Source organism: Pseudomonas sp. C8002 (assembly GCF_013385765.1).
Taxonomy (GTDB): domain Bacteria; phylum Pseudomonadota; class Gammaproteobacteria; order Pseudomonadales; family Pseudomonadaceae; genus Aquipseudomonas.
The window spans coordinates 398,288-410,823 of record NZ_JACAPJ010000003.1; the positions used below are offsets into that span (position 1 = coordinate 398,288).

Annotated in this window: 8 protein-coding genes; all 8 read left to right on the forward strand. The window is 58.7% G+C overall.

Annotation, left to right across the window (positions count from 1 at the left end; genetic code table 11):
* The 8 genes from sdhA (at position 1) to brnQ (ending at position 12,388) form a co-directional block, all read left to right on the forward strand.
* The gene (gene sdhA, locus HX814_RS05285) at positions 1–1,776 is read left to right on the forward strand and encodes a succinate dehydrogenase flavoprotein subunit (protein ID WP_003210572.1); all 1,776 of its coding nucleotides are present in this window, start codon (positions 1–3) and stop codon (positions 1,774–1,776) included.
* Between the two features lie 11 nt (positions 1,777–1,787).
* Positions 1,788–2,492 (forward strand): succinate dehydrogenase iron-sulfur subunit, encoded by a 705-nt coding sequence (locus HX814_RS05290; protein ID WP_003210571.1) that lies wholly within the window; start codon positions 1,788–1,790, stop codon positions 2,490–2,492.
* A 262-nt stretch (positions 2,493–2,754) separates the two neighbouring features.
* Positions 2,755–5,586, forward strand: coding sequence for a 2-oxoglutarate dehydrogenase E1 component (locus HX814_RS05295; protein ID WP_003210570.1), 2,832 nt, complete (start codon positions 2,755–2,757; stop codon positions 5,584–5,586).
* Positions 5,587–5,630: 44 nt separating this feature from the next.
* Positions 5,631–6,863, forward strand: a complete 1,233-nt coding sequence (odhB, locus tag HX814_RS05300; protein ID WP_008434003.1) for a 2-oxoglutarate dehydrogenase complex dihydrolipoyllysine-residue succinyltransferase — start codon at positions 5,631–5,633, stop codon at positions 6,861–6,863.
* A gap of 95 nt (positions 6,864–6,958) precedes the next feature.
* Positions 6,959–8,395 carry a dihydrolipoyl dehydrogenase gene (gene lpdA, locus HX814_RS05305; RefSeq protein ID WP_003210568.1) on the forward strand — a complete coding sequence of 479 codons (1,437 nt, stop codon included), beginning with the start codon at positions 6,959–6,961 and terminating at the stop codon, positions 8,393–8,395.
* Positions 8,396–8,609: 214 nt separating this feature from the next.
* Entirely contained in the window at positions 8,610–9,776 is a 1,167-nt protein-coding gene (sucC, locus tag HX814_RS05310; protein ID WP_003210567.1) for an ADP-forming succinate--CoA ligase subunit beta, read from the forward strand.
* Complete coding sequence (sucD, locus tag HX814_RS05315; RefSeq protein WP_003210566.1) at positions 9,776–10,657, forward strand: succinate--CoA ligase subunit alpha; 882 nt, start codon at positions 9,776–9,778, stop codon at positions 10,655–10,657. The genes sucC and sucD overlap by 1 nt, the downstream gene beginning before the upstream one ends.
* Before the next feature lie 417 nt (positions 10,658–11,074).
* Positions 11,075–12,388 (forward strand): branched-chain amino acid transport system II carrier protein, encoded by a 1,314-nt coding sequence (gene brnQ / locus HX814_RS05320; RefSeq protein ID WP_003210565.1) that lies wholly within the window; start codon positions 11,075–11,077, stop codon positions 12,386–12,388.
* Positions 12,389–12,536 lie beyond the last annotated feature (148 nt).

Genomic DNA, 12,536 nt, shown 5'->3' on the forward strand with positions numbered 1-12,536 from the left:
ATGGCTAACACAGTTAATACGCTTTCATTCGACGCCATCATCATTGGCGGCGGCGGTGCCGGCATGCGCGCTGCGCTGCAACTGGCCCAGGGCGGTCACAAGACTGCCGTGATCACCAAGGTGTTCCCGACCCGTTCCCACACCGTTTCGGCCCAGGGTGGCATCACGTGCGCCATCGCCTCCGCCGATCCAAACGATGACTGGCGCTGGCACATGTACGATACCGTCAAGGGTTCCGACTATATCGGTGACCAGGACGCTATCGAATACATGTGCTCCGTAGGCCCGGAAGCGGTCTTCGAGCTGGAACACATGGGTCTGCCGTTCTCCCGTACCGAACAGGGTCGCATCTACCAGCGTCCGTTCGGCGGTCAGTCGAAAGACTTCGGTAAGGGTGGCCAGGCCGCTCGTACCTGTGCCGCAGCCGACCGTACCGGTCACGCGCTGTTGCACACCCTGTACCAGGCCAACCTGAAGGCCGGCACCGTATTCCTCAACGAATACTACGGCGTCGACCTGGTGAAGAACGAAGACGGTGCCTTTGTAGGCATGATCGTTATCTGCATCGAAACCGGCGAAACCTCTTACGTGCGGGCTAACGCCACCGTATTGGCGACCGGCGGTGCAGGCCGTATCTACTCTTCGACTACCAACGCCCTGATCAACACCGGTGACGGTATCGGCATGGCCCTGCGTGCAGGCGTTCCGGTACAAGACATCGAAATGTGGCAGTTCCACCCGACCGGCATCGCCGGCGCCGGTGTACTGGTTACAGAAGGTTGCCGTGGTGAAGGTGGTTACCTGATCAACAAGAACGGCGAGCGATTCATGGAGCGTTATGCTCCGAACGCCAAAGACCTTGCCGGTCGTGACGTTGTAGCCCGTTCCATGGTTAAAGAGATCATCGCCGGTAACGGCTGTGGTCCCGATGGCGACCACGTGATGCTGAAGCTCGATCACCTCGGTGAAGAAGTGCTGCACAGCCGTCTGCCAGGCATCATGGAGCTGTCCAAGACCTTTGCCCACGTTGACCCGGCTGTTGCGCCGATCCCGGTTGTTCCAACTTGCCACTATATGATGGGCGGCGTTGCCACCAACATTCATGGCCAGGCGATCACCCAGGACGCCGACGGTGTCGACCAGATCATCCCTGGTCTGTTCGCGGTAGGTGAAGTGGCGTGCGTATCGGTTCACGGTGCCAACCGTCTGGGCGGCAACTCGCTGCTCGACCTGGTGGTATTCGGTCGTGCCGCCGGCCTGTTCCTGGAACAGACCCTGAAGGAAGGCGTTGATTACGCGCGTCCACGCCAGTCCGACATCGACGCTGCCCTGGCACGTCTGGATGGCCTGAACTCGCGTACCGATGGCGAAGACGTCGCCTCCCTGCGCAAAGAGCTGCAAAGCTGCATGCAGAACTACTTCGGTGTGTTCCGTACCGGCGAATACATGCAGAAAGGTATCGCCCAGCTGGCTGACCTGCGTACGCGCATCGCCAACGTCAAGATCAACGACAAGAGCCAGGCGTTCAACACCGCTCGAATCGAAGCCCTTGAGCTGCAAAACCTGCTGGAAGTGGCTGAAGCGACTGCCATCGCCGCCGAGGTTCGTAAAGAATCCCGTGGTGCTCACGCTCGTGAAGACTATGAAGACCGCGACGACGAAAACTGGTTGTGCCACACCCTGTACTTCCCGGGTGACAAGCGCGTAACCAAGCGTGCCGTGAACTTCTCGCCGAAGACGGTTCCGACGTTTGAACCGAAGATTCGGACTTACTAAGGGTGGCTGCCATGTTGAAAGTCAGTGTTTATCGCTACAACCCTGATCAGGACGCTGCGCCGTTCATGCAGGAATTCCAGGTCGATACCGGTGGTAAGGACCTGATGGTGCTGGACGTGCTGGCCCTGGTTAAAGAGCAGGACGAAGGTTTCTCCTATCGTCGCTCTTGCCGTGAGGGTGTTTGCGGCTCCGACGGCATGAACATCAACGGCAAGAACGGCCTGGCATGCATCACGCCGCTGTCTTCCGTGGTGAAAGGCAACAAGTTGGTTGTTCGTCCGCTGCCAGGTTTGCCGGTTATCCGTGACCTGGTCGTCGATATGAGCATCTTCTACAAGCAATACGAGAAGGTTAAGCCATTCCTGCAGAACGACACGCCGGCTCCGGCCATCGAGCGTCTGCAGACTCCGGAAGAGCGCGAGAAGCTGGACGGTCTGTACGAGTGCATCCTGTGCGCTTGCTGCTCGACTTCCTGCCCGTCCTTCTGGTGGAACCCCGACAAGTTCCTGGGCCCAGCTGCCCTGCTGCAAGCGTACCGCTTCCTGGCAGACAGCCGTGACACCAAGACTGCCGAGCGTCTGGCTTCGCTGGATGACCCGTTCAGCGTATTCCGCTGCCGCGGGATCATGAACTGCGTCAACGTATGTCCCAAAGGCCTGAACCCGACTAAGGCCATTGGTCACGTACGTAGCATGCTGCTGCAAAGCGGCGTGTAACCGACGTTGTAGTAAAAGCAGGACCGTTGTGCCCGTAGATGCTACGGCGCAGGCTTCAACCGGCGCCGTAGTTTTAACTTGAGCAGCGACTTACAAAGACGCGGCTCTTATTTTGAAGAAATGAGACAAGCAGGGGCATTCGGGTTGGTACCCGAACTATCAGCGTGATCCTAAGTGGCTTGTTTTGGTCGCTGCACTTGGCCTTTTGCAAGCAAACTCGGTGTTTTCGCCGGTGGTGTCCCCAAATCGAGGGTGACCAAGCATGCAAGAAAGCGTGATGCAGCGCATGTGGAACAGCGGCTATCTTTCAGGTGGTAACGCTGCCTATGTGGAAGAGCTTTATGAGCTCTACCTGCACGACCCTAACGCTGTGCCAGAAGAATGGCGCACCAAATTTCAGACGTTGTCTTCAGACGGCAACGCTGCCACCGATGTATCGCACGCAACAATTCGCGATCAGTTCGTGCTGCTGGCAAAGAACCAGCGCCGCGCCCAGCCGGTTTCTGCCGCAAGCGTGAGCAGTGAGCACGAGAAGAAGCAAGTTGAAGTACTGCGACTGATCCAGGCCTACCGTATGCGTGGCCACCAGGCAGCCCAGCTTGACCCGCTGGGGCTGTGGCAGCGTCCTGCACCTGCAGACCTGTCGATCAATCATTACGGCTTGACCAATGCCGATCTTGATACGACCTTCCGTGCCGGCGACCTGTTCATCGGCAAAGAGGAAGCGAGCCTACGCGAAATTCACGAAGCGTTGCAGCAGACATATTGCCGCACCATCGGTGCCGAATTTACGCACATCACTGATTCCGAGCAGCGCCACTGGTTCCAGCACCGCCTTGAAGGCGTGCGTGGTCGCCCGGTGCTGTCTGCGGACGTCAAGAGCCACTTGCTCGAGCGCGTCACTGCAGCGGAAGGCCTGGAAAAATACCTGGGCACCAAATACCCGGGCACCAAGCGTTTCGGCCTGGAAGGCGGCGAAAGCCTGATCCCGATGCTCGACGAGCTGATCCAGCGTTCCGGTTCCTACGGCACCAAGGAAATCGTGATCGGCATGGCCCACCGTGGCCGCTTGAACGTGCTGGTCAACACCTTCGGCAAGAACCCGCGCGAGCTGTTCGACGAGTTCGAAGGCAAGAAGAAGGTCGAGCTGGGTTCCGGTGACGTTAAATATCACCAGGGCTTCTCGTCCAACGTAATGACCACCGGCGGTGAAGTTCACCTGGCCATGGCGTTCAACCCATCCCACCTGGAGATCGTTTCTCCAGTGGTCGAGGGGTCGGTACGTGCGCGCCAGGATCGTCGTAACGATTCCACCGGTGAGAAGGTCCTGCCGATTTCCATCCACGGTGACGCGGCGTTCGCCGGTCAGGGTGTGGTCCTGGAAACGTTCCAGATGTCGCAGACTCGCGGCTTCAAGACCGGCGGTACCGTTCACATCGTCATCAACAACCAGGTAGGCTTCACCATCAGCAACCCGCTGGACGCACGCTCTACCGAGTACGCGACCGACGTTGCCAAGATGATTCAGGCGCCGATCCTCCATGTGAATGGTGATGATCCGGAAGCCGTGTTGTTCGTGACCCAGTTGGCCATCGATTACCGCATGCAGTTCAAGCGTGACGTGGTCATCGACCTGGTCTGCTACCGTCGTCGCGGTCACAACGAAGCGGATGAGCCTAGCGGCACCCAACCGTTGATGTACCAGCAAATCACCAAGCAGCGCACCACCCGTGAGCTGTATGCCGATAGCCTGATCAAGGCCGGCGTGGTGGACGATGCACGTGTTCAGGCGAAGATCGATGAATACCGCAACGCGCTGGACAACGGCCTGCATGTCGTAAAAAGCCTGGTCAAGGAGCCGAACAAAGAGCTGTTCGTTGACTGGCGTCCGTACCTGGGCCACGCCTGGACTGCGCGTCACGACACCTCGTTCGATCTGAAGACCCTGCAGGAACTGTCGGCCAAGCTGCTGGAAATCCCAGACGGTTTCGTCGTACAGCGCCAGGTTGCGAAGATCTACGAAGACCGTCAGAAGATGCAAGCCGGCGGCCTGCCGATCAACTGGGGTTACGCTGAAACCATGGCGTACGCGACCCTGGCGTTCGAAGGTCACCCGATCCGCATGACCGGCCAGGACATCGGCCGCGGTACGTTCTCGCACCGTCACGCTGTGTTGCACAACCAGAAAGACGCGGGCACCTACATCCCGTTGCAGAACCTGTACGAAGGCCAGCCACGTTTCGACCTGTACGATTCGTTCCTGTCCGAAGAAGCCGTACTGGCGTTCGAATACGGTTACTCGACCACCACGCCTCAGGCGCTGGTGATCTGGGAAGCCCAGTTCGGCGACTTCGCCAACGGTGCCCAGGTGGTTATCGACCAGTTCATCACCAGCGGCGAGCACAAGTGGGGCCGTCTGTGCGGTCTGACCATGCTGCTGCCACACGGTTATGAAGGTCAGGGTCCGGAGCACTCCTCGGCCCGTCTGGAGCGTTACCTGCAATTGTGCGCCGAGCACAACATCCAGGTGTGCGTGCCGACTACCCCGGCCCAGATCTACCACTTGCTGCGTCGCCAGGTGATCCGCCCGCTGCGCAAGCCGCTGGTAGTGCTGACGCCGAAATCGCTGCTGCGTCATAAATTGGCCATCTCGACCCTGGAAGATCTGGCGGATGGTTCGTTCCAGACCGTTATTTCAGAAATCGATACCCTCGACGCGGCCAAGGTCACTCGCCTGATCCTGTGCAGCGGCAAGGTTTACTACGATTTGCTGGAAAAACGCCGTGCCGAAGGCCGCGAAGACATCGCCATCGTGCGGATCGAGCAGCTTTACCCGTTCCCGGAAGACGACCTGATGGAGGCCATCGCGCCTTACACCAACCTCACCAATGTGGTGTGGTGTCAGGAAGAACCGATGAACCAGGGCGCGTGGTACAGCAGCCAGCATCATCTGCGTCGCAGCATCGGCAATCACAAACAGGCACTGGGCCTGGAGTACGCCGGTCGTGATGCTTCTGCTGCACCTGCGTGTGGTTATGCGTCGATGCACGCCGAACAGCAGGAAAAACTGCTGCAAGATGCTTTCACTGTTTAACGCCTTCGCGCTGACTGAAACCGAATTTTAAGGACCCACAGATAATGGCTATCGAAATCAAAGCCCCGTCATTCCCGGAATCGGTTGCCGATGGCACCGTTGCCACCTGGCACAAGAAACCAGGCGAGGCCGTCAAGCGTGACGACCTGATCGTCGACATCGAAACCGACAAGGTCGTGCTCGAAGTGTTGGCTGAAGCTGACGGCGTGCTGGGCGCAATCGTTGCCGAAGAAGGCGCTACCGTCCTGTCGAACCAGGTACTGGGCTCGATCGAAGAGGGCGGTGCTGCTGCCGCTGCTCCTGCTCCTGCCGCCGCTGCGGCACCGGCTGCTGCCGCAGCTCCAGCTGCTGCACCGGCTGCGGGTGGCGAAGATCCAATCGCTGCACCGGCTGCGCGTCAGCTGGCTGACGAAAACGGCATCAACCTGGCGTCCATCAAGGGCACCGGCAAAGATGGCCGTGTGACCAAGGAAGACGTGGTTGCCGCCGTTGAAGCCAAGAAAAACGCTCCAGCTGCTGCGCCTGCCAAGGCTGCTGCCCCGGCTGCCGCTGCTCCTGTGTTCGCCGCTGGCGACCGCACCGAGAAGCGCGTACCGATGACCCGCGTGCGTGCCACCGTGGCCAAGCGCCTGGTTGAAGCACAGTCGAACATGGCGATGCTGACTACTTTCAACGAAGTCGACATGACCGAAGTCATGGCCCTGCGTTCGAAGTACAAGGACCTGTTCGAGAAGTCCCACAACGGCGTACGCCTGGGCTTCATGTCGTTCTTCGTGAAAGCGGCCACCGAAGCGCTGAAACGCTTCCCGGCAGTCAACGCTTCCATCGACGGCGGCGACATCGTTTACCACGGTTATGCTGACGTCGGCGTTGCCGTCTCCAGCGACCGTGGCCTGGTGGTACCGGTTCTGCGTAACGCCGAGCTGATGAGCCTGGCTGAAATCGAAGGCGGCATCGCCAACTTCGGCAAGAAGGCCCGTGACGGCAAACTGACCATCGACGAGATGACCGGTGGTACCTTCACCATCACCAACGGTGGTACTTTCGGTTCGATGATGTCGACTCCGATCGTCAACCCGCCACAAGCTGCGATCCTGGGCATGCACAACATTCTGCAGCGTCCTATGGCGATCAACGGCCAAGTGGTTATCCGCCCGATGATGTACCTGGCGCTGTCGTACGATCACCGCCTGATCGATGGTAAAGAAGCCGTGACTTTCCTGGTGACCATCAAGAACCTGCTGGAAGACCCGGCTCGTCTGCTGCTGGATATCTGATAAAGCGGCGGTGCGCCGTACCACCCGGTCTGCCGCGAGGCAGGCCGGAGTGCGGCTCACGGCTTGAAGCTTTTAGCTAAAGAGGATTTTTTTTCATGTCGCAGAAATTTGACGTTGTAGTGATTGGCGCAGGCCCTGGCGGCTACGTTGCCGCCATCAAGGCCGCACAACTGGGCCTCTCGACTGCTTGCATCGAAAAATACACCGACAAGGAAGGCAAACTGGCGCTGGGCGGTACTTGCCTGAACGTTGGCTGCATTCCTTCCAAGGCGCTGCTGGACAGCTCCTGGAAATTCCACGAAGCGCAAGACGGTTTTGCCATCCACGGCATCAACCACGCTGGCGTGACCATGGACGTGCCAGCGATGGTCGGCCGCAAGGCCAACATCGTTAAAGGCCTGACTTCCGGCGTTGCTACCCTGTTCAAGGCCAACGGCGTTACTTCCCTGCAAGGCCACGGCAAACTGCTGGCCGGCAAGAAAGTTGAAATCACCAAGCCTGACGGTTCGACCGAAATCATCGAAGCCGAGAACGTGATCCTGGCTCCAGGTTCGCGTCCAATCGACATTCCACCGGCTCCGGTCGACCAGAACGTGATCGTTGATTCGACCGGCGCCCTGGAATTCCAGGCGGTTCCAAAACGTCTGGGCGTGATCGGCGCTGGCGTGATCGGCCTGGAACTGGGTTCGGTCTGGTCCCGCCTGGGTTCCGAAGTGACCGTGCTGGAAGCCCTGGACACGTTCCTGCTGGCTGCCGACACCGCAGTGTCCAAAGAAGCGCTGAAAACCCTGACCAAACAAGGTCTGGACATCAAGCTGGGCGCTCGTGTTACCGGTTCCAAGGTTAACGGCGAAGAAGTTGTCGTGACCTACACCGACAAGGATGGCGAACAGACCATCACTTTCGACAAGCTGATCGTAGCCGTTGGTCGCCGTCCGGTGACCACTGACCTGCTGGCTTCCGACAGCGGCGTGAACATCGACGAGCGTGGTTTCATCCACGTTGACGATCACTGCGCTACCACCGTGCCGGGCGTCTACGCCATTGGCGACGTGGTTCGCGGCATGATGCTGGCGCACAAGGCTTCCGAAGAAGGCATCATGGTTGTCGAGCGCATCAAGGGTCACAAGACCCAGATGAACTACGACCTGATCCCGTCTGTTATCTACACCCACCCGGAAATTGCATGGGTCGGCAAGAACGAACAGCAGTTGAAAGCTGAAGGCGTTGAAGTTAACGTCGGCACCTTCCCGTTTGCCGCTTCTGGCCGTGCCATGGCAGCCAACGACACCGGTGGTTTTGTCAAAGTCATCGCTGATGCCAAGACTGACCGCGTATTGGGCGTCCATGTGATCGGCCCAGGCGCAGCAGAATTGGTTCAGCAAGGCGCAATCGGTATGGAATTCGGCACCAGCGCCGAAGACATCGGCATGATGGTTTTCTCCCATCCGACCCTGTCCGAAGCGCTGCACGAAGCCGCGTTGGCAGTGAATGGCCATGCCATCCACATCGCCAACAAGAAGAAGCGCTAAGCGAGATAATAAGAAACCACGGCGGTTGCCCGTCGTGAGCCTTGTGCGCAAGACTCACCGCGGAATATCCGCTGGACGCAGTCTTGCGCAGTTTCACCACCCAGGGTTCAGGCCTTTGGTGGTTTGACTGTGCAAGCAGCAGTCACAGGTGGCGCGGCACTCAATAAAGAGCGCAGCGCCGAATGCGCAGTACCTAACGAAGACGGTAATAAGCATGAATCTTCACGAGTATCAGGGTAAGCAGCTGTTCGCTGAATACGGCCTGCCAGTATCCAAGGGTTACGCAGTAGACACCCCGGAAGCAGCAGCAGAAGCTTGCGACAAAATCGGCGGCACCGAGTGGGTTGTCAAAGCCCAGGTCCACGCTGGTGGTCGCGGTAAAGCGGGCGGCGTCAAGCTGGTTCGCAGCAAAGAAGACGCCAAAGCCTTCGCTCAGCAGTGGCTGGGCAAGCGTCTGGTGACTTACCAGACTGATGCCAATGGCCAGCCAGTCACCAAGATCCTGGTTGAATCGTGCACTGATATCGCTAAAGAGCTGTACCTGGGCGCTGTCGTTGACCGTTCGAGCCGTCGCATCGTGTTCATGGCCTCCACCGAAGGTGGCGTGGACATTGAGAAGATCGCTGAAGAAACCCCAGAAAAAATTCTGAAAGCCACTATCGATCCACTGGTTGGCGCTCAGCCATTCCAGGGTCGCGAGCTGGCATTCCAGTTGGGTCTGGAAGGCAAGCAAGTTGCCCAGTTCGCCAAGATCTTCGTAGGTCTGGCCAAACTGTTCCAGGATCACGATCTGGCCCTGCTGGAAGTGAACCCGCTGGTGATCAAGGCCGACGGCGATCTGCATTGCCTCGATGCCAAGATCAACATCGACGCCAACGCCATGTACCGTCAGCCTAAGCTGAAGACTTTCCACGATCCGTCGCAAGACGATCCGCGCGAAGCGCACGCTGCCAAGTTCGAACTGAACTACGTAGCCCTGGAAGGTAACATCGGTTGCATGGTCAACGGTGCTGGCCTGGCCATGGGTACCATGGACATCGTCAACCTGCATGGCGGCAAACCAGCCAACTTCCTCGACGTAGGCGGCGGTGCCACCAAAGAACGCGTTACCGAAGCGTTCAAGATCATCCTGTCCGACTCCAACGTCGCTGCAGTACTGGTCAACATCTTCGGCGGCATCGTTCGTTGCGACATGATTGCCGAAGGCATCATCGGTGCAGTGAAAGAAGTCGGCGTTAAAATCCCGGTTGTTGTGCGCCTTGAAGGTAACAACGCTGAACTGGGCGCTAAAGTACTGGCAGAAAGCGGTTTGAACATCATCGCTGCTACCAGCCTGACCGACGCTGCTCAACAAGTTGTCAAAGCTGCGGAGGGCAAATAATGAGCGTCCTGATCAATAAAGACACCAAGGTTATCTGCCAGGGTATTACCGGTTCCCAAGGTAGTTTCCACACCCAGCAAGCCATCGAATACGGCACCAAGATGGTGGGTGGCGTTACTCCTGGTAAAGGCGGCACCGAGCACCTGGGTCTGCCGGTGTTCAACACCGTGAAAGATGCTGTAGCTGCCACTGGCGCCACCGCCAGCGTGATCTACGTTCCAGCTCCTTTCTGCAAGGACTCCATCCTGGAAGCAGCATTCGGCGGCATCAAGCTGATCGTTTGCATCACCGAAGGCATTCCTACCCTGGACATGCTGGACGCTAAAGTTAAGTGCGACGAGCTGGGCGTAGTCCTGATCGGCCCTAACTGCCCAGGCGTGATCACTCCAGGCGAATGCAAGATCGGCATCATGCCAGGTCACATTCACTTGCCAGGTAAAGTCGGTATCGTTTCCCGTTCCGGCACCCTGACCTACGAAGCTGTCAAGCAGACTACTGACGCCGGTTTCGGTCAGTCGACTTGCGTCGGCATCGGCGGTGACCCGATCCCAGGCTCGAACTTCATCGACATCCTGAAGCTGTTCCAGGAAGACCCGAAGACCGAAGCGATCGTAATGATCGGTGAGATCGGCGGTTCGGCTGAAGAAGAAGCGGCTGCCTACATCAAGGCACACGTGACCAAGCCGGTTGTTTCCTACATCGCTGGTGTGACTGCCCCTGCTGGCAAGCGCATGGGCCATGCTGGCGCAATCATCTCTGGCGGCAAGGGTACTGCAGACGAGAAGTTTGCTGCCCTGGAAGACGCAGGCGTTAAAACCGTGCGTTCGCTGGCAGACATCGGCAAGGCTTTGTCCGAGCTGACCGGTTGGGCTGTCAAGTAAGCCTCGCGCTTAACTGACGCTTCACCCCACAAAGGCCACCTTCGGGTGGCCTTTGTGCATTCTGAAGGTTGGTGGAGATCAACATGTGGGAGCGGGCTTGCTCGCGAAAGCGGTGTGTCAGTCAGCTCATGAGTGGCTGATACACCGCTTTCGCGAGCAAGCCCGCTCCCACATTCGATCGTATTTCAAAATTTAGATATAAAAACGCGACATAAAAATGTCGCTTATCGGACAGTTCGCCCCGCAACAGTGCGTTTGACCCGCAAATTCGTTAGGCTAGCCGCCTCTTTATGCGTGTGCCTCCCAAAAGGAAGCCTCGCGCCAGACCGGTCGGTCCCCATCCGGACCGGCAGTATTTCCCTCATCCATAGGGAAGCCCTCTCTAAATTCCGATTCAGTAGTGTGGTATTTCCTCAAATGAAAGTGTTGAAAAGCCAGGACATCCTGGCGTTGGGCTTTATGACTTTTGCCCTGTTCGTGGGCGCCGGCAACATCATCTTCCCGCCAATCGTCGGTTTGCAGTCCGGGCCTCATGTCTGGATGGCAGCGCTGGGCTTCCTGATCACCGCGGTCGGTTTGCCGGTGATCACCGTGGTCGCCCTGGCCAAGGTCGGTGGTGGCATGGACGCGTTGAGCAGTCCGATCGGCAAGATTGCCGGTGGCTTGCTGGCAGCGGCGGCCTACCTGGCTGTCGGCCCGTTGTTCGCCACCCCGCGAACCGCCACCGTTTCCTTTGAAGTGGGCCTGGCGCCGCTGACCGGTGAAAGCCCGCTGGCGCTGTTCCTCTACAGCTCGGTGTACTTCCTGCTGGTGTTCTTCATCTCCCTGTACCCGGGCCGCCTGCTGGATACCGTCGGTCGTTTCCTGGCACCGTTGAAGATCATCGCCCTGGCCGTCTTGGGCATTGCTGCCTTTGCCTTGCCGGCCGGCGATGTGGGTGTTGCCACCCCTGAGTACGTGGCCGCACCGTTCTCCCAGGGCTTTATCAATGGTTACCTGACCATGGATACCCTCGGCGCGCTGGTATTCGGCATTGTGATCGTCAACGCGATCCGCTCCCGTGGCGTCGAGTCGCCGAAGCTGATCACCCGCTACGCGATCATCGCCGGGCTGATTGCCGGTGTGGGCCTGGCGCTGGTGTACATCAGCCTGTTCCGCCTCGGTTCGGGCAGCCATGAAGTGGCGGCCGGTGCCGCCAACGGCGCCGCCGTGCTGCACGCCTACGTCCAGCACACCTTCGGCTCCCTGGGCAGCGGCTTCCTCGCCGTGCTGATTTCCCTGGCGTGCCTGGTAACCGCGGTGGGCCTGACCTGCGCCTGCGCCGAGTACTTCAGCCGCGTACTGCCGCTGTCCTATAAGACCCTGGTGGTGATCCTGGCGGTATTCTCGCTGTTTGTGTCCAACCTGGGCCTGACCAAGCTGATCGCGTTCTCGATCCCGGTGCTGACCGCCATCTACCCGCCGTGCATCGTGCTGGTGGCCCTGAGCTTCTGTAAGGACTTCTGGCAGGAGCAGGGCCGGATCGTTGGCCCGGTGATGCTGGTGTCGTTCATCTTCGGTTGCATTGACGCGCTGAAGGGCGCGGGCCTGGCTGACTGGATGCCATCGCAACTGGCTCACCTGCCGCTGAGCGAGCAGGGCCTGGCGTGGCTGGTGCCTTCGGTGATGACGCTGGTGGTTGCGGTGGTGATTGACCGCCTGCTGGGCAAACGCAGTGAAGCGATGGCTTAAACGTTTAGCCATTAACTTGTGCCGGGGTTTAGTTCGAAGTTTCGAGCTGCCCGGCCGGGTTAAAAGCACCGGACAAAGTAAAGCCCGCTATTAAGCGGGCTTTCTTTTGCAACATGACTTTTCAAGTCACAGTGTTCAAGTCGTCAGA

Coding starts and splice junctions, on each gene's coding strand:
- sdhA (WP_003210572.1), top strand. CDS start 1: ATGGCTAACACAGTTAATACGCTTTCATTCGACGCCATCATCATTGGC.
- HX814_RS05290 (WP_003210571.1), top strand. CDS start 1,788: ATGTTGAAAGTCAGTGTTTATCGCTACAACCCTGATCAGGACGCTGCG.
- HX814_RS05295 (WP_003210570.1), top strand. CDS start 2,755: ATGCAAGAAAGCGTGATGCAGCGCATGTGGAACAGCGGCTATCTTTCA.
- odhB (WP_008434003.1), top strand. CDS start 5,631: ATGGCTATCGAAATCAAAGCCCCGTCATTCCCGGAATCGGTTGCCGAT.
- lpdA (WP_003210568.1), top strand. CDS start 6,959: ATGTCGCAGAAATTTGACGTTGTAGTGATTGGCGCAGGCCCTGGCGGC.
- sucC (WP_003210567.1), top strand. CDS start 8,610: ATGAATCTTCACGAGTATCAGGGTAAGCAGCTGTTCGCTGAATACGGC.
- sucD (WP_003210566.1), top strand. CDS start 9,776: ATGAGCGTCCTGATCAATAAAGACACCAAGGTTATCTGCCAGGGTATT.
- brnQ (WP_003210565.1), top strand. CDS start 11,075: ATGAAAGTGTTGAAAAGCCAGGACATCCTGGCGTTGGGCTTTATGACT.